This window comes from Pseudomonas sp. SORGH_AS_0211 (assembly GCF_031453455.1).
Taxonomy (GTDB): domain Bacteria; phylum Pseudomonadota; class Gammaproteobacteria; order Pseudomonadales; family Pseudomonadaceae; genus Chryseomonas; species Chryseomonas aestiva.
This window is the reverse complement of the sequence record NZ_JAVIZV010000001.1, coordinates 3,743,282-3,762,716: the sequence shown is the minus strand read 5'-3', so window position 1 is coordinate 3,762,716 and position 19,435 is coordinate 3,743,282. Positions and strand designations below refer to the sequence as shown.

General features: G+C 66.4%; 18 protein-coding genes. 15 read left to right on the top strand and 3 right to left on the bottom strand.

The window, feature by feature from the left end:
• Positions 1-2 precede the first annotated feature (2 nt).
• On the bottom strand, positions 3-1,520 hold the full coding sequence (locus tag QE393_RS17400) for an HDOD domain-containing protein (protein WP_310044838.1): 1,518 nt from the start codon (positions 1,518-1,520) through the stop codon (positions 3-5).
• Between the two features lie 117 nt (positions 1,521-1,637).
• Here QE393_RS17400 and motA point away from each other — a divergent pair, with 117 nt between their 5' ends.
• The 3 genes from motA (at position 1,638) to QE393_RS17385 (ending at position 4,412) form a co-directional block, all read left to right on the top strand.
• Positions 1,638-2,489 carry a flagellar motor stator protein MotA gene (gene motA, locus QE393_RS17395; RefSeq protein ID WP_017642892.1) on the top strand — a complete coding sequence of 284 codons (852 nt, stop codon included), beginning with the start codon at positions 1,638-1,640 and terminating at the stop codon, positions 2,487-2,489.
• Positions 2,489-3,649, top strand: a complete 1,161-nt coding sequence (locus QE393_RS17390; RefSeq protein WP_273808195.1) for a flagellar motor protein MotB — start codon at positions 2,489-2,491, stop codon at positions 3,647-3,649. Before motA ends, QE393_RS17390 begins: the two co-directional genes overlap by 1 nt.
• A gap of 163 nt (positions 3,650-3,812) precedes the next feature.
• Positions 3,813-4,412 (top strand): nitroreductase family protein, encoded by a 600-nt coding sequence (locus tag QE393_RS17385; protein ID WP_007161171.1) that lies wholly within the window; start codon positions 3,813-3,815, stop codon positions 4,410-4,412.
• A gap of 48 nt (positions 4,413-4,460) precedes the next feature.
• Here the strand turns inward: QE393_RS17385 and rsgA are convergent, their stop codons facing one another.
• Complete coding sequence (gene rsgA, locus QE393_RS17380) at positions 4,461-5,483, bottom strand: small ribosomal subunit biogenesis GTPase RsgA (RefSeq protein ID WP_273808193.1); 1,023 nt, start codon at positions 5,481-5,483, stop codon at positions 4,461-4,463.
• 94 nt (positions 5,484-5,577) lie between these two features.
• Here rsgA and QE393_RS17375 point away from each other — a divergent pair, with 94 nt between their 5' ends.
• From QE393_RS17375 to QE393_RS17355, 5 genes are all read left to right on the top strand, one after another.
• Positions 5,578-6,348, top strand: a complete 771-nt coding sequence (locus tag QE393_RS17375; protein WP_273808191.1) for a class I SAM-dependent methyltransferase — start codon at positions 5,578-5,580, stop codon at positions 6,346-6,348.
• 50 nt (positions 6,349-6,398) lie between these two features.
• Positions 6,399-6,947, top strand: a complete 549-nt coding sequence (gene orn, locus QE393_RS17370; protein WP_158896605.1) for an oligoribonuclease — start codon at positions 6,399-6,401, stop codon at positions 6,945-6,947.
• 16 nt (positions 6,948-6,963) lie between these two features.
• A complete protein-coding gene (locus QE393_RS17365) occupies positions 6,964-7,578 on the top strand; it encodes a trimeric intracellular cation channel family protein (protein WP_042137396.1) in 615 nt (204 codons plus the stop codon).
• Positions 7,579-7,675: 97 nt separating this feature from the next.
• A complete protein-coding gene (locus tag QE393_RS17360; protein ID WP_310044837.1) occupies positions 7,676-9,547 on the top strand; it encodes a PAAR domain-containing protein in 1,872 nt (623 codons plus the stop codon).
• Positions 9,544-10,224 carry a DUF2931 family protein gene (locus QE393_RS17355; protein ID WP_310044836.1) on the top strand — a complete coding sequence of 227 codons (681 nt, stop codon included), beginning with the start codon at positions 9,544-9,546 and terminating at the stop codon, positions 10,222-10,224. Before QE393_RS17360 ends, QE393_RS17355 begins: the two co-directional genes overlap by 4 nt.
• Positions 10,225-10,240: 16 nt before the next feature.
• Here the strand turns inward: QE393_RS17355 and queG are convergent, their stop codons facing one another.
• Complete coding sequence (gene queG / locus QE393_RS17350) at positions 10,241-11,305, bottom strand: tRNA epoxyqueuosine(34) reductase QueG (RefSeq protein WP_273808187.1); 1,065 nt, start codon at positions 11,303-11,305, stop codon at positions 10,241-10,243.
• Between the two features lie 61 nt (positions 11,306-11,366).
• Here queG and QE393_RS17345 point away from each other — a divergent pair, with 61 nt between their 5' ends.
• From QE393_RS17345 to hflX, 7 genes are all read left to right on the top strand, one after another.
• Positions 11,367-12,854, top strand: a complete 1,488-nt coding sequence (locus QE393_RS17345) for an NAD(P)H-hydrate dehydratase (protein WP_310044833.1) — start codon at positions 11,367-11,369, stop codon at positions 12,852-12,854.
• Positions 12,842-13,303, top strand: coding sequence for a tRNA (adenosine(37)-N6)-threonylcarbamoyltransferase complex ATPase subunit type 1 TsaE (gene tsaE / locus QE393_RS17340; RefSeq protein ID WP_273808185.1), 462 nt, complete (start codon positions 12,842-12,844; stop codon positions 13,301-13,303). The genes QE393_RS17345 and tsaE overlap by 13 nt, the downstream gene beginning before the upstream one ends.
• A gap of 38 nt (positions 13,304-13,341) precedes the next feature.
• Positions 13,342-14,772 (top strand): N-acetylmuramoyl-L-alanine amidase, encoded by a 1,431-nt coding sequence (locus QE393_RS17335; protein ID WP_273808184.1) that lies wholly within the window; start codon positions 13,342-13,344, stop codon positions 14,770-14,772.
• Positions 14,765-16,663 (top strand): DNA mismatch repair endonuclease MutL, encoded by a 1,899-nt coding sequence (gene mutL / locus QE393_RS17330; protein ID WP_273808182.1) that lies wholly within the window; start codon positions 14,765-14,767, stop codon positions 16,661-16,663. The genes QE393_RS17335 and mutL overlap by 8 nt, the downstream gene beginning before the upstream one ends.
• A gap of 42 nt (positions 16,664-16,705) precedes the next feature.
• Entirely contained in the window at positions 16,706-17,686 is a 981-nt protein-coding gene (miaA, locus tag QE393_RS17325; protein ID WP_310044830.1) for a tRNA (adenosine(37)-N6)-dimethylallyltransferase MiaA, read from the top strand.
• A gap of 87 nt (positions 17,687-17,773) precedes the next feature.
• Entirely contained in the window at positions 17,774-18,019 is a 246-nt protein-coding gene (gene hfq, locus QE393_RS17320; RefSeq protein ID WP_007161156.1) for an RNA chaperone Hfq, read from the top strand.
• Positions 18,020-18,039: 20 nt separating this feature from the next.
• Positions 18,040-19,344 carry a ribosome rescue GTPase HflX gene (gene hflX / locus QE393_RS17315; protein ID WP_158891393.1) on the top strand — a complete coding sequence of 435 codons (1,305 nt, stop codon included), beginning with the start codon at positions 18,040-18,042 and terminating at the stop codon, positions 19,342-19,344.
• Positions 19,345-19,435 lie beyond the last annotated feature (91 nt).

The following is a 19,435-nucleotide window of genomic DNA, read 5'->3' as shown; positions in this document are numbered from 1 at the left end:
CGTCAGGTCGGTCGTACCCGCGGACGGTTGGCAAAGGTACCGATGGCGCGCTCGATGCAGGTGAAGGTCTTGTCCAGCGCTGCGCTGCGCCGCGGATCCGCCGGCTGCAGTTCGCTGTCCAGGATCGCCACCAGTACCACCCGTTCGCCAAAGCCCAGGCTGCGCAGCCAGAGCCGTTCGTTGCTGAACAGCCGGCGCAGATCGGCGGGCAGGTGCGGCGCGAAACGTGCTCGGTTGTCGTCATCGATGCGCAACTGGCTGGGGCCGCCAAACAGCTTGGCCAGCAGCGGATGGCTGGCGATGTCCAGCTGCAGGCCGGGGGCGTCGTCCAGGCCATGGTGCAGCTGGACATTGCCCTTCTGGCCGTTGCGATCCGGGGTCAGCAGCAGCAGCCGCGGCAGGCCGCAGGCCACCAGCGCCTGGCGGGCGCAATCGAACAGCTGGGGCAGGGTGGCGAAGGCGCTGGGCGTGTGCAGCAGCTGCTCGCAGAGTCCGCGCCAGCGCTGTGCCTGACTCTCGCTGGCGACCTGTACCCGGGGCACCGGCTTGAGGCGCCGTTCGCCCGGAGGCCAGACCAGGCCCTCGGCCGGATGCCAGAGGCCGGGTCGGGCATGGCGCTGGGCATCCTGCACCGCCAGTTCATGGCTGCGACTCTGCACCCGTGCCAGCGGCAGTTGCAGATAGAGGGCGCTGAAACGCTGCCAGCGCAGGGTATGAGGACCATCCCAGGCGTGGTGGCTGGCCAGGGCCAGACCGTTGGCCAGCAGGATGGTGTTGCCGGGATGGGTCAGCCAGCGCCGCAGGGTGGGGTCGTCGTCGAGGCGCTGCTGCTGCTCGAGGGGATCGTCGCCATGGGCGATGTGCAGCGCCCTGACCAGTTGCCGGCGATCCTGGTCCAGCAGGCGATAGCCTTCCACGATCCACTCGGGCAACTGCCAGTGACGGGCCAGCGCCTGGCACAGGCGGATCGCCGGCACGCCGAGCAGTTCGCGCTCGACCTTGAGCGCCGGTTCGCCTTCGCCCAGCACCCGCCGTTCCCATTCCTCGAAGAGTTCCGGATAGCGGGTCGCCAGCGGCCAGAGTGGCGCCAGAAAGAGCAGGGCGGCCAGGCGGATGTCCGGCCACAGCCGCGCCAGGGGCACGCCGAACAGGCCCAGCCCCAGGGTCATGGCGTGCTGGCTGACCAGGCATAGCTGCCGCAGCGGACGCGGCAGACGCTCCTCGGCCAGGGTCGGCTGGCGGGCGATCAGGTATTCCGCCGGCCCGAGACCGACGCGGCCGAGCACGGCCTCCAGACTGGCGGCCGGATCGCCAAGGCTGGCATGGCCGCGATTGGCCTCGCGCAGCAGGGCCAGCGCCAGGGGGGGTGACTCGCAGAGCCGTTCGGCGATCTCATGCAGCGCCAGACGGCCATCGGCCAGGGCGCGGCGCAGACGCTCCGCGGTGGCGGTGGCCACCGGCAGGCGTACGCCTTCCAGGTGTTTGACCCAGTCTTCGACGGTGTTCGGGCGGCTGGACATACGACGGTCGCCTTGAAATTTGATGAAAGGCCTTCAGTCCGGGGCGCCGGGTCCGATAAAGGGGACGTGAGGGCAGATCCCCGGCTCAATTTTCCTTAGCACACAGTATTCCCAACCATGGCAAAAATCATCGGCATCATCGTGATATTCGCGGCTGTCCTCGGCGGCTACATCCTCGCGCATGGCAAGATCGCTGCGATCATCCAGCCGCTCGAGGTCCTGATCATCGGCGGTGCCGCCCTGGGGGCCTTCTTGCAGGCCAACCCGGGCAGCACCTTCATGCAGGTGTTCAAGAAGTCGCTGAAGATGTTTGGCAACCGCTTCACCCACGCCTTCTACCTGGACGTGCTCAAGCTGCTCTACGAGATCCTCAACAAGAGCCGGCGCGAGGGCATGATGTCCATCGAGGCGGACGTCGAGGATCCCAAGGCCAGTCCGATCTTCAGCAAGTACCCGAACATCCTCAAGGATGAGCGGATGACCGCCTACGTCGCCGACTACCTGCGGCTGATGTCCTCCGGCAACATGGCCCCCCACGAGCTGGAAGGCCTGTTCGACATGGAGCTGGCCGGCATCAAGGAAGAGCTGGAGCATCCGTCCCACGCGGTATCGCGGGTCGCCGACGGCCTGCCCGGCTTCGGCATCGTCGCCGCGGTACTGGGTATCGTGATCACCATGGGCATGCTCGGCGAGGGTGACCAGGCGGCCATCGGTGGTCACGTCGGCGCCGCCCTGGTGGGTACCTTCCTCGGTATTCTCGCCGCCTACGGCTTCTTCGGTCCCCTGGCGACCTGCCTGGAGCACGACGCCAAGGAAGAGCTCAATGTGCTGGAGGCCATCAAGGCCTGCCTGGTCGCCGCCGCCAGCGGCATGCCGCCCACCGTCGCCGTGGAATTCGGCCGCAAGGTGCTGTTCCCGGCGCACCGGCCGTCCTTCAGTGAGCTCGAGCAGGCGATGCGGGGCAGCTGATGGACAACAACCAGCCGATCATCGTCAAGCGCATCAAGAAAAGCGCCGCCGGCCACCACGGCGGCGCCTGGAAGATCGCCTTCGCCGACTTCGCCACCGCCATGATGGCGTTCTTCCTGGTGCTCTGGCTGATGTCCTCGGCTACCCCGGAGCAGAAGAAGGCCATCGCCGGCTACTTCCAGGATCCGATCGGCTTCACCGAAAGTGCCAGCCCCTATGTCATCGACCTGGGCGGCACGCCGACGCCGGCGCCTGACCGCACCCTGAATCCCGAGATCCAGGCGCAACCGGATTCGACCCAGAACAAGGTCAATCCGGACGTGCAGGAGCGCGCCGACCCCAACGATTCCAACCGCGTCGCGCCCGATCCCACCCAGGCGCCCGATCAGTCCGACAAGCGCCAGCCCAACGACGCGGCTCAGCAGCAGAAGGATGCCAGCCAGGCGAAGATGGATCCGAGCCAGGCGGAAAAGATCGCCGAGCAGGTGGACAAGGAACGCCTGGAGCTGTTGCTGCAGGAGTTGCAGAACAAGATCGAGCAGAATCCGGAGCTGCAGAAGTTCAAGGACCAGATCCTGCTGGAGATCACCCAGGACGGCCTGCGTATCCAGATCGTCGATGCCGAGAACCGGCCGATGTTCGATTCCGGCAGTCCGCGGCTGAAGTCCTATTTCGAGGACATCCTGCTGGCCATGGCCGACACCATTCGCCAGGTGCCGAACAAGATCAGCATCAGCGGCCATACCGATGCCGCGCGCTACGCCGGCAAGGGCGACTTCAGCAACTGGGAGTTGTCCGCCGGTCGCGCCAACGCCGCGCGCCGGGCGCTGATCGCCGGTGGCTATCCGGAAGAGCAGGTGGCGCGGATCGTCGGCTATGCCTCTTCGGCACCCTTCGATCGCGAGCATCCGCTCAACCCGGTCAACCGCCGCATCGACATCATCGTGCTGACCAAGAAGGCCCAGCAGGCCATCGAAGGCCGCGCCGGCGGCAACCAGGCACCCAAGCCCGCGGCCGGTGCCACACCGGCGGCGAGCCGGAGCGGAGTCTCCAGCGGCGGCGTCAGCGCCACCGGCAACCTGGCGCAGCCGATCAACAACGCGGCTTTCAAGAATCAGGTCAATGCCTTCGATGCCGGCGTCATCCAGGGCAAGCCCTGAAGAGTGGCGGTGATCGATAGGAAAATTCGCTGCTAGCGTTCGGTTTTTTCGTCCGTTGGCCTGCGCAGGGCTGGGTAAGCTGCAGGGGTTTCATGCTGGATCGGGCACCTTGCGCCCTGGTGTGCGGTCTCCCGATCTCCGATTCCCTTGCAGGAGCCTTCCGATGAGCAACGCCTTTATCGACACCATCAAGCGCCGCCGCAGCCAGTATGCGCTGGGCAAGAACCTGCCACTGGCCCAGGACCAGGTCACCGCGCTGATCCAGGAAGCGGTCAAGCTGTCGCCCTCCGCCTTCAACTCGCAGAGCTCGCGCGCGGTGATCCTGTTCGGCGCCGAGAGCGACAAGTTCTGGGGCTTCGTCATGCAGGCGCTGCGGCAGATCGTGCCGGCCGACGCCTTCGCCGCTACCGAAGGCAAGATCAACAGCTTCGCGGCCGGCGCCGGCACCGTGCTGTTCTACGAGGATCGGCATGTCGTTGCCGGCCTGCAGGACAAGTATCCCGCCTACGCCGACAACTTCCCCATCTGGTCGGAGCAGGCCAGCGGCATTGCCCAGTTCTCCGTGTGGACGGCCCTGGCCAACGCCGGCATCGGCGCCAGCCTGCAGCACTACAATCCGCTGCCCGATGCCCTGGCCGCTGCCGAATGGAAGCTGCCGGAGACCTGGCACCTGCGCGCCCAGATGCCCTTCGGTTCCAACGAGGGCGACTTCCCGGAGAAGGGCTTCATGGACGACGCCGAGCGCTTCCGCGTCTTCGGCTGATGGTCGTCGACTGATACAGGAAAACGCCGGGCTTGCCCGGCGTTTTCCTTAGTAGCGAGATTCGCCTTCCAGGCTGGCCAGGATATGCCGGTAGCTGGCCATCCGCTGCAGATGGATGTCACCGCGCTCCAGGGCGGCGAGCAGGGCGCAGCCGGGCTCGCGCTCGTGCTTGCAGTCGCGGAAGCGGCAGTGGCCAAGGTAGTCGCCGAATTCCTTGAAGCCGGCTTCGACGTCGTCACGGCTGACGTGGCTGAGGCCGAATTCGCGGATACCGGGCGAGTCGATCAGATCGCCGCCATCGGGAAAGTGGAAGAGCCGGGCGGTGGTGGTGGTGTGGGTGCCCTTGTTGGTCAGCTCGGACAGCGGTCCGACGCGGGTATCGACGCCCGGCAGCAGGGCGTTCACCAGCGACGACTTGCCCACCCCCGACTGACCGACGAAGACACTGACGTGCTCGTCCAGCTCGCTCTTGAGCTGGTCCATGCTCAGGCCGTTGTGAGCCGAGACTTCCAGCAGCGGATAGTCCAGCTCGCGGTAGACGCCCAGCAGTTCGTCCAGCGCCGGGCCGTTGTGCGCGTCGATCAGGTCGGCCTTGTTGAGCAGCAGCAGCGGCTGGATGCCGGCATGCTCGGCGGCCACCAGGTAGCGATCGATGAGATTGGCGTGAGGCGTGGGTAGCGGGGCGAAGACGATCACCAGGCGGTCGACGTTGGCCGCCACCGGCTTGAGCAGACCGCGCATGTCCGGTCGGCAGATCTCCGAACGCCGCGGCAACTGGGCGACGATGACGCCGTTGCCCTGGAGGCTGGGACGAAACACCACCCGGTCGCCGGTGACCAGGGTCGGCAGGTTGGCGCGCAGGTGACAGCGCTGCAGCTGGCCTTCGTCATCCTCGACCTCCACCTGAACGCCGAAGTGGGCGATCACCAGGCCTTGTTGCTCCGGTCCCAGATCGCCGCCTTCGAGTTCGTCGATCAGCTTGGATTCGCGCTTTTCCGCGCGAGCGGCGCGTTCGGTCTGGATTTTTTCGATCCGCCAGCTCTGGCGACGGGTCAGGTGGCGTTTGGCCATGGGATATCCGCGGGTTTCAGGACCGCTGAGTCTAGCATTGGCCGCCTCTCGCGGATTACCTAAACTTGGCGTACCTCGTCGCTCCGGAGCCCCCATGCTGGCCCATCTCGCCTCGCGCTATCCGCTGTTGCTGGCCGTGCTGGTGCAATTGGCCGCCCTGGTGGTCGCCGTCGTCGGCATTCGCCTGTGGGCCGGCTTCGCCGGCCAGCGCCCCTCGCTGCTGGCGCTGGTCTGCCTGCAGGCGGTACTGGCGGCCCTGTTGGGCGAGCTGCTGGGACTCGCCCGCTGGTGGGTGTTCATCAATCTGCTGTTCGCCCCGGCGCTCTACCTGGTCAGCGGTCGCGGACTCTCGGCGGGCATCGCCGCGCTCGGCTTCCTGCTGCTCCTGCTGCTGAACTGGAACAGCCTGCGCGAGCGGGTACCGCTCTACCTTACCGGCCGCCAGACCCGCGAGCGGCTGGCCGAACTGCTCGTCGAGCGCGAGCCGACCTTTCGCTTCGTCGACCTGGGCTGCGGCCTGGGCGATACCCTGGTCGATCTGTCCCGGCGCTTTCCTCAGGCCACCTTCGTCGGGGTGGAGACGGCGCCGCTGAGTTTCGCCCTGGCCTGGCTGCGCTGCCTGCCGCGGCGCAACTGTCAGGTACGCTATCGCGATCTCTGGCGGGTGGAGCTGGGCGAGTTCGACGTCGTCTACTGCTTTCTCTCGCCGGCGCCCATGCCACGCCTGGGCGACAAGGCCCGCACGGAGCAGCGGGCCGGCAGCTGGCTGATCAGCAACACCTTCGAGATTCCCGACCAGCCGGCGGATCAGGTGCTGGAGGTAGGCGACCTGCGTGGCAGCCGGCTGCTGCTCTGGCGCCGGTAGGTACGCGGCAGGCGCGCTGCTACACTGGTGCCATCATCAAGGAGTTCACCATGACCGCCCCCAATCCGCAGCACCTGATCTGGATCGACCTGGAAATGACCGGCCTGGATCCGGATCGGGACGTGATCATCGAGATGGCCACCATCGTCACCGACAGCGACCTCAATGTGCTGGCCGAAGGCCCGGTGCTGGCCATCCACCAGTCGGACGAGATCCTGGCCGGCATGGACGAGTGGAACACCCGCCAGCACGGTGGCTCGGGGCTGACCCAGCGGGTACGCGAGAGCACCGTCGATACCGCCCAGGCCGAGGCCCTGACCCTGGAATTCCTGCAGCAGTGGGTGCCCAAGGGCAAGTCGCCGATCTGTGGCAACAGCATCTGCCAGGATCGCCGCTTTCTCTATCGCCGCATGCCGGAGCTGGAAGCCTATTTCCACTACCGCAACCTGGACGTCTCAACCCTCAAGGAACTGGCCGCGCGCTGGGCGCCCCATGTGCGTGACGGCGTGAAGAAGAGCGGTAGCCACCTGGCGCTGGACGACATCCGCGATTCCATCGCCGAGCTGCGGCACTACCGCGAGCACTTCATCAAGGTCTGACGGCCGCCCGTCCGTGCTGCTGTCCATCCTCTACCTGGTCGCGATCACCGCCGAGGCCATGACCGGCGCCCTGTCCGCGGGGCGCCGCGGCATGGACCTGTTCGGCGTGGCGCTGATCGCCAGCGTCACCGCCCTGGGCGGCGGCTCGGTGCGTGATGTCCTGCTGGGGCACTATCCGCTCGGCTGGGTAAAGCACCCGGAGTACCTTGCGCTCACCGTCGGCGCGGGCCTCGCCACCGTGGCCATCGCGCGGGTCATGCGCTATCTGCGCCGGCTGTTCCTGGTGCTCGACGCCCTGGGCCTGGTGGCCTTTACCGTGATCGGCTGCCAGGTGGCCCTGGAGATGGGCCTGAGTCCGGCCATCGTCATCGTCAGCGGCACCCTCACCGGCACCTGCGGCGGCATCCTGCGTGACATCCTCTGCAACGACGTACCCCTGATCCTCAGGCGCGAGCTCTATGCCAGCGTGGCGGTGCTCTCCGCCGGCTGCTACCTGCTCTGCCGCCCGTGGCTCGGCGAAGAGCAGGCGCTGCTCATCACCCTGGCCGCGGGGTTGCTGCTGCGCCTGCTGGCGCTGAGATTCAACTGGCAGATGCCGACCTTCACCTATCCGGACGATCCTCACGGCTAAGGCAGTGATAAATTGCGCGGTATCGCGCTGAAAAGCTTGTCCTAGAGCCTTTTGTGCGGCATTTTTCAGGCCCCAGTTACCGATAGGGAGATCGGTCATGTCTGGAAAGCCTGCTGCTCGCCTGGGCGACGCCGTCGCCTGCCCCAAATGCGGTACCACGGCCCTGAGTCAGGGCTCCGCCGATGTCGCTTTCGATGGCCTGCCCGCCGCCACCCTGGGCCATGCGTGTGGCTGTAGCGCGGTCCTGAGCGCCGCGGTCGTCCCCACTGTCCTGATCAACGGCCGGCCTGCGGCGGTGCTCGGCAGCCTTACCAGCCATGGCGGCGTGGTGATCGGCGGCTCGGGCAGCGTCATCATCGGCCTGGATGCAGGCGGCGTGGCCAAGGGCGCCTGCGCAAGCCATGCAGGCACCACCGGCCTGGCACCGGGGCCGGGCAAGCCTTCGGCGCTGCGCGACCGGGAGCGACCGGTTATCGAGGAGCCTGCCAAGCACCCGGAGGGCGTACCCGTTGCCAGGGACGAAGTCGCCGAACAGGCGGAACGTCCGCTAGAACAGCGCATCACCCTGCGCATTGGCGTCTTCTTCGACGGCACCGGCAACAACCTCTTCAACGCCGCCACCGGTGCGGCTTGTCGCGCGGAAGAGCAGGGCTTTCGCCAGGATCAGGCGCGTAGCATCGCAAGGCACTGTGAGAAATTCATGCTCAATGCCGATGGCAGCTATGCGGGGGCGGAGACGAATATTGCGCGGCTATTTAGGCTATATAAAAGCGATGCCACACGGGTACTTGAGGGCGACGAGTCAACAGCCACACTTCGTATCTACATTGAAGGTATTGGCACCCGTGCCGGCCAGGCGGATAGCCTATGTTCAATGGGTACTGGCCTAGGAGCTAGTGGCGTCCTTGCTTGTGTCCAGACGTTCCCGAAAGCCTTTGGAGACAGCTATGACCAATTCAAACGAAACAATCCCAACGTAACTGTCGAAGCTATTGATTTTGATCTTTTTGGTTTTAGCAGAGGGGCAGCCGCAGCGCGGCATTTTGCCAATGAAGTGCTCAAAGCAGATGGCGGTATCGCGGCTACAGGACTGTTGCCGTGTTTTTCCTGGCAGCGCGCCAAGGCAAGACTCAACTTTATCGGTTTGTTCGATACCGTGGCAGCGATCGCCGATCCCCTGCGAGGCGATTTCAGTCCGGCCAATGCAGTAAATCCTGGACTCAATCTTTATTTACCATCCGGTTGCGCGCTAAAGGTAGTGCAGTTAGCCGCGCAGCATGAGTACCGCCGTAATTTCGCCCTGACCAGCGTGGCACCCGAGCATGAAGAGATCTTCCTGCCCGGCGCCCATGCTGATATTGGTGGCGGCTATTCGGCTGAGATACAGGAAAGATTGCTATTGACCCGGCCGAGGGCTTCCCGCGAGCCCCGGGGCACGGATAGCCACCAGGCCTGGAGCTATTGTCAGGCCGAACTGGAGTTACGGCGCCTGCAAGGGGCGCCTTGGTACGACTCAACCAGCACTCGTCTTGGCATCGATACCTGGCGCCTCGAGTTGCCCCGCGTTCGGGGCGACCTGCCGGAGGTCGAGGTCTTCGCGGCGATACGGTTGGAGCGGCAGGTACGTGGAGAGCTATCTCTGGTTTACCTGCGGATAATGCACCGTCTGGCCAGCGCCCAGGGTGTGCCCTTCATGGCTCTTGACGAAGAGGATCCGGAGTGGCGCTTGCCGGCCGATCTGGTTCCTATAGCCAGCAAGCTTCAGGCAGGCAGTCCGCCTGCGCCCGAGACACTCAGTCAGACCGAGAATCGTCTGCTGCTCAGTCGCTATGTGCACAGATCGGCTCACTGGAATGCGCGCATGGGTAGTGGCCTGGGCAATGTGGATGCAATCTTCGTCGATGCACCCACCGCCGATGGTAGGCGCAGCCTCTATCCCAATCGTCCGCAAGCGGGGTACCCGCGATGAGTCGCTGGCTGCCGTCTCTCGTCCTGCTACTGGGCCTGGCAGGTTGTCAGTCTGACGCCGCGAACAAGCTGCCCTATGACGCCTGGTACCTGGGCTTTCTGGCGCCCAACTATATGGAAGTTTGGCTGGAGCAAGCCAACATTGGCGACAACAGTGGGCGTATCTTTCCCAATGCCATGGGGGGAGTAGTCGCCATGGGCGAGCCAGCCAGCCTATCGGCTACCGCCAGAGGCTGGCCTAAAAGGATCGGCTCCGGTGCCGGCCGTAACCTAACCGGCTTAGATCTACCCTACGTCGTCTCGTTACGCTGGCAATCCATGGTTGAGCCTCAAACCTATCATGCGCTGTTCACCATCCCCGATTGGGCCAGGGAAAAGATGGTCGAGCGTCTACCAGCCGAGTGTCCGGTCAGTGGTCGTACCTCGGATTATCGCAAGGACCTCACCATCGGCCTGGCACCTGGTGGCGTGGTCAAGGTCTGGATCATGGGCCCCTGCCTCGATCCCATCGAAGTCCTGACCCTCCAGGCCGAGATCGAGCTCAAGGGGCCCTATGGTGGCAAGTCGGGCGGCAAGTACCGACCGCTGTCGCCGGTGGTTAAAAGCTATGTCGATAAGTACGGCGTGCCCTATGGCAGCTGGTGGGCGCCGATCCCCTACACCACGGTAGGGCCCTGATCTCCTGGCCTGCCGCTCAGGCTGCACCATGCCGCTGCAGCGCCCATTCCACGTGCTCGCGCACCAGGGGTGAGGGGTGTTGGCGCTGCAGCTTCAGGGCTTCCACCACCGGGATGCTGGTGGGGGCATTGCCCAGGCCCACGGCCAGGTTGCGCAGCCAGCGCTCGTAGCCGGCGCGGCGCAGGGGCGAGCCTTCGGTGCGACTGAGGAATTCGGCTTCGGTCCAGCGGAAGAGTTCGGCCAGGCTGGCGCTGTCCAGGCTGTGGCGCGGCTGGAAATCGCCTTCGGCGGTGGGCTTGGCGAAGCGATTCCAGGGGCAGACCAGCTGGCAGTCGTCGCAGCCGAACACCCGGTTGCCGATCAGTGGCCGCAGCTCCGGCGGGATGCTGCCCTTGAACTCGATGGTCAGGTAGGAAATGCAGCGCCGGGCGTCCAGCTGATAGGGGCCGACGAAGGCCTGGGTCGGGCAGATGTCCAGGCAGGCGCGGCAGGTGCCGCAGTGGTCGCGCGGGGTGGGTTCGTCCACAGGCAGGGGCACGTCGACGAAGAGTTCGCCGAGAAAGAACCAGCTGCCGGCCTTGCGATTGAGCACCAGGGTGTTCTTGCCGATCCAGCCCAGGCCTGCCTGTTCGGCGATGGCCTTTTCCAGCACCGGCGCACTGTCGACGAAGGCGCGATAGCCGAAGGGGCCGATCTCGCCCTGGATGCGCTCGGCCAGCTGTTGCAGGCGCTTGCGGATCAGCTTGTGGTAGTCGCGGCCCAGGGCGTAGCGCGAGACGTAGGCGGCCGCACCGTCGGCCAGGCGCTCGCTCATGCGGGTGTCGCCGGGCAGGTAGTCCATGCGCAGGGAAACCACCCTCAGGGTCCCCGGGACCAGTTCGGCCGGTCGCGAACGTTTGCTGCCGTGCGCGGCCATATAGTCCATCTCGCCGTGGAAACCGGCGGCCAGCCAGCGCTCCAGATGTTCCTCGTGACGTGCCAGATCCAGCCCGGCGATGCCGGTCTGCTGAAAGCCCAATTCCCGACCCCAGGTCTTGATGAGGTCGGCCAGGGCGGCGAGATCGAGAGCGACAGCGGACATCGACGGGAACGCACAGGCAGGAGGGCCGCCTATTTTGCCAGACTCCGGAGGCTTTCCCAGCATGCACGACGAACTGCCGTTCCAGCTCTACAGCGCCCAGCAGGTACGGGATCTCGACGCCCAACTGATCGCCGGCGGTCTGCCCGGTCTCGAGTTGATGAGACACGCGGCGGCCGCGGCCTGGCGCTCGTTGCGCCACGGCTGGCCCCATGCCGGCGCCCTCTGCGTGCTGGCCGGCGGCGGCAACAATGCCGGCGACGGCTATCTGGTCGCTGCGCTGGCGCGCAAGGCCGGCTGGCAGGCGCGGGTCTGGCACCTGGCCGATCCGGCCGGACTCCAGGGCGATGCTGCTCTGGCCCATGCCGAGGCGCTGGCCGCCGGCGTGGACATGCAGCCCTGGCGCGCGGACGCTCCCCTGGAGGGGCTGGTGGTCGATGCCTTGCTGGGCACCGGGCTCAAGGGCGCCGCACGCGAGCCCTATGCCGCGGCCATCGAACGGATCAACGCCAGCGAATTGCCGGTGGTGGCCATCGACATTCCCTCCGGACTGGATGCCGACACCGGCGCTGCGGCGGGCGCTCTGGTGCGCGCCGATCTGACCATCACCTTCATCGGCCTCAAGCTCGGACTGTTCACCGGCAAGGGCCCGGATCACGTCGGCAGTCTGGTGTTCGAGCCGCTGATGGAGGAGCCGCAGAATCCTGCTCATGCCACCGCCCAGCGCCTGGCGCCCGGCAACCTGCCGCGCCTGGCGGCGCGTCCGCTCAATGCGCACAAGGGGCAATACGGTCATCTGCTGGTGATCGGCGGCGACGAAGGCACCGGTGGCGCGGCCATCATGACCAGCGAGGCGGCGCTGCGCTGCGGCGTCGGCATGCTCAGCCTGGCGACTCGGCCGTCCAATGTCACCGCGGTGCTGGCGCGGCGGCCGGAAGTGATGGTCGCCGGGGTGCATTCGAGTTTCGCCGTGCTGGAGCTGGCCAAGAAGGCCGATGTGCTCGCGGTCGGGCCGGGCCTGGGCCAGGGCGCCTGGGGCAAGGCCCTGGCCAGTGCCGCCGCGACGCTGGACGTCGTCCAGGTCTGGGACGCCGACGCCCTCAACCTGCTGGCCGCCGGCGTGGTCGAGGCGCCACGCGGGCCCTGGGTGATGACGCCCCATCCCGGCGAAGCGGCGCGGCTGCTGGAGGTCTCGATCAAGGACATCGAGGCCGATCGCCCCGGCAGCGCCCGCGAACTGGCGCGGCGCTACGGCGGCGTGGCGCTGCTCAAGGGCTTCGGCACCCTGATCGCCCACCCGGACGGCCGCATGGCGCTGTGCGGCGAGGGGCATCCGGCGATGGCCACGGGTGGCCTGGGAGACATTCTCACCGGTATCATCGCCGCCCTGCTGGGGCAGGGGCAGGCGCCCTTCGAGGCCGCCTGCCTGGGTGCCTGGCTGCACGGCCGTGCCGGCGCCGAGCTGGGTCGCCAGGGCCGCGGTCTCGCCGCCAGCGATCTGCCCCCGGTCGCCCGCCAGTTGCTCGAGGAACTCCAGCCATGCCTGAACTGACCCTGCACGCCGCCGACGAAGACGCCATGTATGCCCTGGGTGCCCGCCTGGCCCAGGCCAGTGGGGGTCGTGGCGTGCTCTATCTGCACGGCGATCTCGGTGCCGGCAAGACCACCCTGTCGCGGGGCATCCTGCGCGGTCTCGGCCACACCGGGGCGGTAAAGAGCCCCACCTTCACCCTGGTCGAGCCCTACGAACTGGCCAGTGGCGCGGTCTATCACTTCGACCTCTACCGCCTGGCCGATCCGGAAGAGCTGGAGTTCATGGGGATTCGCGACTACTTCACACCCGAGGCCTTGTGCCTGGTGGAATGGCCGGAGCGCGGTCAGGGCTTTTTGCCAAAGCCCGACCTGGACATTACCATTACGCCACGCGCCGACGGCCGTGATCTACGCCTGGTCAGCCAGGGCGCTCACGGCGAGGCCTGGTGCGCCGCCCTCGCGCCCTAGGCGCCGATCCTTCGTTCTCCAGCTATACGGTCGCAGGCATGCGCAAGTGTTTTTTCAGGTCGGGACTCGGCCTGTTGTTGTTGATTCTCAGCAGTCAGTTGCTGGCCGCCACCCAGATCAAGGGCATGCGCGTCTGGCGTGCGCCCGACAATACCCGTCTGGTGTTCGATCTGACCGGCCCGGTCAAGGCCAGCGTCTTCACCCTCAGTGCCCCGGATCGCATCGTCATCGACCTGTCCGGCGCGCAGCTCGACGGTGGGCTGAACGAAAAGCCGCTGCGCAATACGCCCATCACCGGCCTGCGCGCGGCCCAGCGCTCGCCGGGCGAGGTGCGCCTGGTGCTGGACACCAAGGGTGCCCTGACGCCCAAGAGTTTCACCCTGGCGCCCAACAAGGAATACGGCAATCGCCTGGTGGTCGATCTCTACGACCAGGGCACCGATCCAGCCGCCAGCGACATCCCCGCCACCGTCACGCCCAATCTGCCGGCCACCCCGGTGACCCCGGCCCAGCCGGCGACTCGTCTGCCCTCCAGCCCCAGTGGCAAGCGCGACGTGGTGGTGGTGATCGACCCCGGTCATGGCGGTGAGGATCCGGGCGCCATCGGCCGCGGCCGGCTGTACGAGAAGAACGTGGTGCTGGCCATCGCCAAGCAGCTGCAGGCCAATCTCAACCGGCAGAAGGGCTTTCGCGCCGAGCTGACCCGCACCAGCGACTACTTCATCCCGTTGCGCCAACGACAGGTCATCGCCCGCAAGAAGGGTGCCGACCTGTTCATCTCCATCCATGCCGACTCCGCGCCCAGCGCCAGCGCCGAGGGCGTCACCGTCTTCGCCCTGTCCCAGCGCGGCGCCACCTCCGAGGCCGCGCGCTGGCTGGCCGATGCGGAAAACCGCTCCGACCAGGTCGGTGGGGTGTCCGATGCCCTGGACAACAAGGACCCGATGCTCGCCGGGGTGCTCATGGACCTGTCCATGACGGCCACCGTGGCCTCCAGCCTGGAGGTCGGCCAGACCATCCTCGGTCAGGTCGGGCGCGCGACCAAGCTCCTGCATTCGCGGGTGGAGCAGGCGGGTTTCATGGTGCTGAAGTCGCCGGACATCCCCTCGATTCTGGTAGAGACCGGTTTCATCACCAATGCCAACGAATCGGCCAAGCTGGCCAGTCCGGCGCACCAGGGCCTGCTCGCCCGGCAGATCCAGGCCGGTATCGTGCAGTACTTCCAGCATCGTCCGCCGCCAGGCACCTACCTGGCCTGGCAGCGCGAGCAGCGGGGCGACAAGGTCGGCAGCGTGCGTGGCTTCGATCAGCACCGGGTGCAGCCGGGCGAAAGCCTGAGCCTCATCGCCCGTCGCTATGATGTCGACCTCTCCACCCTGCGCGCCGCCAATGGGCTGCGCGGCAATCGCATCCGCTCCGGTCAGGTGTTGACCATCCCCACCCACGAACTGGCGGCCAGCAATGACTGAACCCCGGCGCATCCAGCTGCTCAGCCCGCGGCTGTCCAACCAGATCGCCGCCGGCGAGGTGGTCGAGCGCCCCGCCTCGGTGGCCAAGGAGCTGCTGGAGAACAGCCTGGACGCCGGTGCCCGGCGCATCGACATTGAGGTGGAGCAGGGCGGGGTGAAGTTGCTGCGCATCCGCGACGACGGTCACGGCATCCCGGCGGATGACCTGCACCTGGCCCTGGCGCGCCATGCCACCAGCAAGATCTATCACCTGGACGAACTGGAAAGCGTCACCAGCCTGGGCTTTCGCGGCGAGGCCCTGGCGTCGGTCAGTTCGGTATCGCGCCTCACCCTGACCTCGCGCTTTCGCGGCGAGGACCAGGCCTGGCAGGTGGAGACCGAGGGCCGCGAGATGCAGCCACGGGTACAGCCCGCCGCCCATCCCCAGGGCACCTCGGTGGAGGTGCGCGACCTGTTCTTCAATACCCCGGCGCGGCGCAAGTTCCTGCGCGCCGAAAAGACCGAATTCGATCACCTGCAGGAAGTGGTGCGGCGCCTGGCGCTGGCGCGCTTCGACGTGGGTTTTCATCTGCGACACAACGGCAAGAGCGTGCTGGCCCTGCATCCGGCGAGCGATCCCCAGAGTCAGGGGCGGCGGGTCGGTGCCGTGTGCAGCCCGGCCTTTCTCGAACAGGCGCTGCCGCTGGAGCACGAGCGCAACGGCCTGCGCCTGTGGGGCTGGGTTGGCTTGCCGACCTTTTCGCGCAGCCAGGCGGATCTGCAGTACTTCTACGTCAACGGCCGCATGGTGCGCGACAAGCTGGTCGCCCACGCGGTGCGCCAGGCCTATCGCGACGTCCTCTACAACGGTCGCCATCCGGCCTTCGTGCTGTTCCTGGAAGTGGATCCGGCGGTGGTGGACGTCAACGTCCATCCCACCAAGCACGAGGTGCGTTTCCGCGACAGCCGTCAGGTGCACGACTTCCTCTACGGCACCCTGCACCGCGCCCTCGGCGATATCCGGCCCGACGACCAGCTCGCCGTGGTGGCGCCCACGGCACCGGCGCCGCTGAGCGGTCCGGCCGCCGGTGAATTCGGCCCCCAGGGCGAGATGCGCCTGGCCGCCGCCGTCTTGCACGACAGCCCTGCGCCGCCGGCCCAGCCCTTCGCCGGTGGCGGCGGATCCGGTGGCGCCGCGCATTACGCGCCCACCCCGCAGCCCTATGCGGGCGCGCCGGTGGCCGAGGTGCAGAGCGCCTACAAGGCTTTCTTCGCGCCGCTGCCTGAGGGTGCCGACACCGCGTCCCTGCCGGTGGAGCAGGGCGACGTACCGCCGCTGGGCTATGCCCTGGCGCAACTCAAGGGCATCTACATCCTCGCCGAGAATGCCCAGGGCCTGATCCTGGTGGACATGCACGCCGCCCACGAGCGCATCACCTACGAGCGGCTCAAGGTGGCCATGGCCAGCGAAGGCCTGCGCGGTCAGCCGCTGCTGGTGCCGGAATCCCTGGCGGTCAGCGAGCGCGAGGCCGATTGCGCCGAAGAACACGGCCAGTGGTTCGAGCGCCTTGGCTTCGAATTGCAGCGGCTCGGTCCCGAGACCCTGGCCATCCGGCAGATCCCCGCGCTGCTCAAGCAGGCCCAGGCCGCGCGGCTGGTGCAGGACGTGCTCGCCGACCTGCTGGACTACGGCACCAGCGATCGCATCCAGGCGCACCTCAACGAATTGCTCGGCACCATGGCCTGCCATGGCTCGGTACGCGCCAACCGGCGGCTGACCCTGCCGGAGATGAATGCCCTGCTGCGCGACATGGAAACCACCGAGCGCAGCGGCCAGTGCAACCACGGTCGGCCCACCTGGGCCCAGCTCAGCCTGGACGACCTGGACAAACTCTTCCTGCGCGGCCGCTGACCGCCCCGCCGTGTCCTGCGCGGCGCCCTTCGAGAATCCCTCATGACCGCCCCCCTGCCGCCCGCCATCTTCCTCATGGGGCCGACCGCCTCCGGCAAGACCGATCTCGCCATCGAACTGGCACGGCTGCTGCCCATAGAGCTGATCAGCGTGGACTCGGCGCTCATCTATCGCGGCATGGACATAGGCACCGCCAAACCTGACGCCGAGGTGCTGGCCGCCCATCCGCACCGGCTGGTGGACATCCGCGATCCCGCCGAGAGCTATTCCGCCGCCGAATTTCGTGCCGATGCCTTGGCGGCCATGGCCGAGATCACCGCGGCCGGACGCATCCCCCTGCTGGTGGGCGGCACCATGCTCTACTTCAAGGCCCTGCTCGAAGGTCTGGCCGACATGCCCGGTGCCGATGCCGGGGTGCGCGCCGAGATCGAGGCGCTGGCGGCCACGGCGGGCTGGGGCGAGATCCATCGTCAACTGGCCGAGGTCGATCCGGAGTCGGCCGCGCGCATCCATCCCAACGACCCCCAGCGGCTCCTGCGCGCCCTCGAGGTGTATCGCGTCAGCGGCCAGTCGATGACCGCGCATCGCGCGCTGCAAATGCGCGCCAATGCCGATTCGAACGGCGCGCCCCAGACGCAATTGCCCTATACTGTTGCCCAATTGATCCTGGCGCCCGGTCGGCGTGAGGTGCTCCATGCGCGTATCGCCGAGCGCTTCAATCTGATGCTGGAACAGGGCTTCATCGACGAAGTTTCAGCCTTGCGGGAACGTCCCGATCTGCATCCTGGTCTGCCGTCCATGCGATCCGTAGGCTATCGTCAGGTGTGGGAGTTCCTGGAAGGGGATTGCACCCGGGAAGAGATGGTGGCGCGTGGCGTTGCGGCGACGCGGCAATTGGCGAAGCGGCAGTTGACCTGGTTGCGTGGCTGGCCCGCCGCGCACACCTTCGACAGCCTGGCTTGTGACAATCTGCCGCGGATCTTGAAATGCCTGGCCGGTGACACCATATCGCCCCACAGCTGAATCGTTTTTGTCCGCGTGTCCATGGTGGGCAGCGGAAACTGGCATGTCGCCAGATCGGTATTTTCATTTCCTTAGGAGAGCGACACGATGTCAAAAGGGCATTCGCTACAAGACCCTTACCTGAACACCCTGCGTAAAGAGCGCGTTCCGGTTTCCATCTATCTCGTCAACGGTATCAAGCTGCAGGGTCAGATCGAGTCCTTCGACCAGTTCGTGATTCTGCTCAAGAACACCGTAAGCCAGATGGTCTACAAACATGCAATCTCCACCGTGGTGCCGAGCCGCCCGGTCCGTCTGCCCAGCTCCGAGACGAGCGAGTCGGATAGCGAATAAATAACAAGAGGAGCGCCCTGTTGTTCTTCGAGCGTCACGAAGGTGGTGAGCGGGCCATTCTGGTCCATTTGGAAGGCCTGCATCCCGAGGCGCGCGAAGATCCTCAGGAGTTTCTCGAACTCGCGCGATCGGCGGGTGCGGAGACCGTGTCTTTCGTCACGGTGAATCGCAGCCAGCCGACCGCGCGTTATCTCATCGGTACCGGCAAGGTCGAGGAACTGCACGATCAGGTGCACGCCCATGCCGCCGATCTGGTCATCTTCAACCATGACCTCACGCCCAGTCAGGAGCGCAACCTCGAGAAAGCTTTCGAGTGCCGCGTCCTCGACCGCACGGGCCTCATTCTCGATATCTTCGCCCAGCGCGCCCGGACCCACGAGGGTAAGCTGCAGGTGGAGCTCGCCCAGCTCGAGCACATGAGCACGCGGCTGGTACGCGGCTGGACCCACCTCGAACGGCAGAAGGGCGGTATCGGTCTGCGCGGTCCGGGTGAAACCCAGCTGGAGACCGACCGCCGTCTCCTGCGGATCCGCATCCGCCAGATCCGCCAGCGCCTGGACAAGGTGCGCAGCCAGCGCGAGCAGGCCCGTCGCGGGCGCCGCCGTGCCGAGATCCCCTCGGTGTCCCTGGTCGGCTACACCAACGCCGGCAAGTCCACACTGTTCAACAGCCTGACCGAATCCGGCGTCTACGCGGCCAACCTGCTGTTCGCCACCCTCGATCCCACCCTGCGCCGTCTGGAGCTGCCGGATCTGGGGCCGATCGTGCTGGCCGATACCGTGGGCTTCATCCGCCATCTGCCGCACAAGCTGGTCGAGGCCTTTCGCGCGACCCTGGAGGAATCCAGCAACTCCGACCTGTTGCTGCACGTGATCGATGCCCACGAGGACGATCGCCAGCTGCAGATCGAGCAGGTCGAGGCGGTGCTGCACGAGATCGGCGCCGATGAGCTGCCGATGCTGGAAATCTACAACAAGCTCGATCTGCTCGACGGGGTCGAGCCGCATATCCAGCGCGACGACGAAACCGGACGCCCGATCCGGGTCTGGGTGTCGGCGCGCGAGGGTCGCGGTCTGGAGCTGGTCGGTCAGGCCGTCGCCGAATTGCTTGGCGAGGATCTCTTCGTCGGCGTGCTGCGCCTGCCTCAGCGGCATGCCCGGCTGCGCGCGCAACTGTTTGACCTGGGCGTGGTTCGCCAGGACGATCATGATGACGAAGGCAACATCCTGTTGTCTGTACGAGTACCCCGCGCCGAACTCAATCGACTGCTCAGCCGGGCCGGTGAAGAACCGGAAGTCTTTATCCAGCAACATGTTTTGCAATAAACCCCCGCTCGGCGCTTTTGTTCGGGCAGGGACCATCCGGTAGCATTGGTCGGCGCGCCATTTCGGCGCGTTTTCGCGTTATCAGTAGGGA

What these genes read in the sequence shown, in the direction of transcription:
- QE393_RS17400 (WP_310044838.1), bottom strand. Translation starts at nt 1,520, where the DNA reads ATGTCCAGCCGCCCGAACACCGTCGAAGACTGGGTCAAACACCTGGAA.
- motA (WP_017642892.1), top strand. Translation starts at nt 1,638, where the DNA reads ATGGCAAAAATCATCGGCATCATCGTGATATTCGCGGCTGTCCTCGGC.
- QE393_RS17390 (WP_273808195.1), top strand. Translation starts at nt 2,489, where the DNA reads ATGGACAACAACCAGCCGATCATCGTCAAGCGCATCAAGAAAAGCGCC.
- QE393_RS17385 (WP_007161171.1), top strand. Translation starts at nt 3,813, where the DNA reads ATGAGCAACGCCTTTATCGACACCATCAAGCGCCGCCGCAGCCAGTAT.
- rsgA (WP_273808193.1), bottom strand. Translation starts at nt 5,483, where the DNA reads ATGGCCAAACGCCACCTGACCCGTCGCCAGAGCTGGCGGATCGAAAAA.
- QE393_RS17375 (WP_273808191.1), top strand. Translation starts at nt 5,578, where the DNA reads ATGCTGGCCCATCTCGCCTCGCGCTATCCGCTGTTGCTGGCCGTGCTG.
- orn (WP_158896605.1), top strand. Translation starts at nt 6,399, where the DNA reads ATGACCGCCCCCAATCCGCAGCACCTGATCTGGATCGACCTGGAAATG.
- QE393_RS17360 (WP_310044837.1), top strand. Translation starts at nt 7,676, where the DNA reads ATGTCTGGAAAGCCTGCTGCTCGCCTGGGCGACGCCGTCGCCTGCCCC.
- QE393_RS17355 (WP_310044836.1), top strand. Translation starts at nt 9,544, where the DNA reads ATGAGTCGCTGGCTGCCGTCTCTCGTCCTGCTACTGGGCCTGGCAGGT.
- queG (WP_273808187.1), bottom strand. Translation starts at nt 11,305, where the DNA reads ATGTCCGCTGTCGCTCTCGATCTCGCCGCCCTGGCCGACCTCATCAAG.
- QE393_RS17345 (WP_310044833.1), top strand. Translation starts at nt 11,367, where the DNA reads ATGCACGACGAACTGCCGTTCCAGCTCTACAGCGCCCAGCAGGTACGG.
- tsaE (WP_273808185.1), top strand. Translation starts at nt 12,842, where the DNA reads ATGCCTGAACTGACCCTGCACGCCGCCGACGAAGACGCCATGTATGCC.
- QE393_RS17335 (WP_273808184.1), top strand. Translation starts at nt 13,342, where the DNA reads ATGCGCAAGTGTTTTTTCAGGTCGGGACTCGGCCTGTTGTTGTTGATT.
- mutL (WP_273808182.1), top strand. Translation starts at nt 14,765, where the DNA reads ATGACTGAACCCCGGCGCATCCAGCTGCTCAGCCCGCGGCTGTCCAAC.
- miaA (WP_310044830.1), top strand. Translation starts at nt 16,706, where the DNA reads ATGACCGCCCCCCTGCCGCCCGCCATCTTCCTCATGGGGCCGACCGCC.
- hfq (WP_007161156.1), top strand. Translation starts at nt 17,774, where the DNA reads ATGTCAAAAGGGCATTCGCTACAAGACCCTTACCTGAACACCCTGCGT.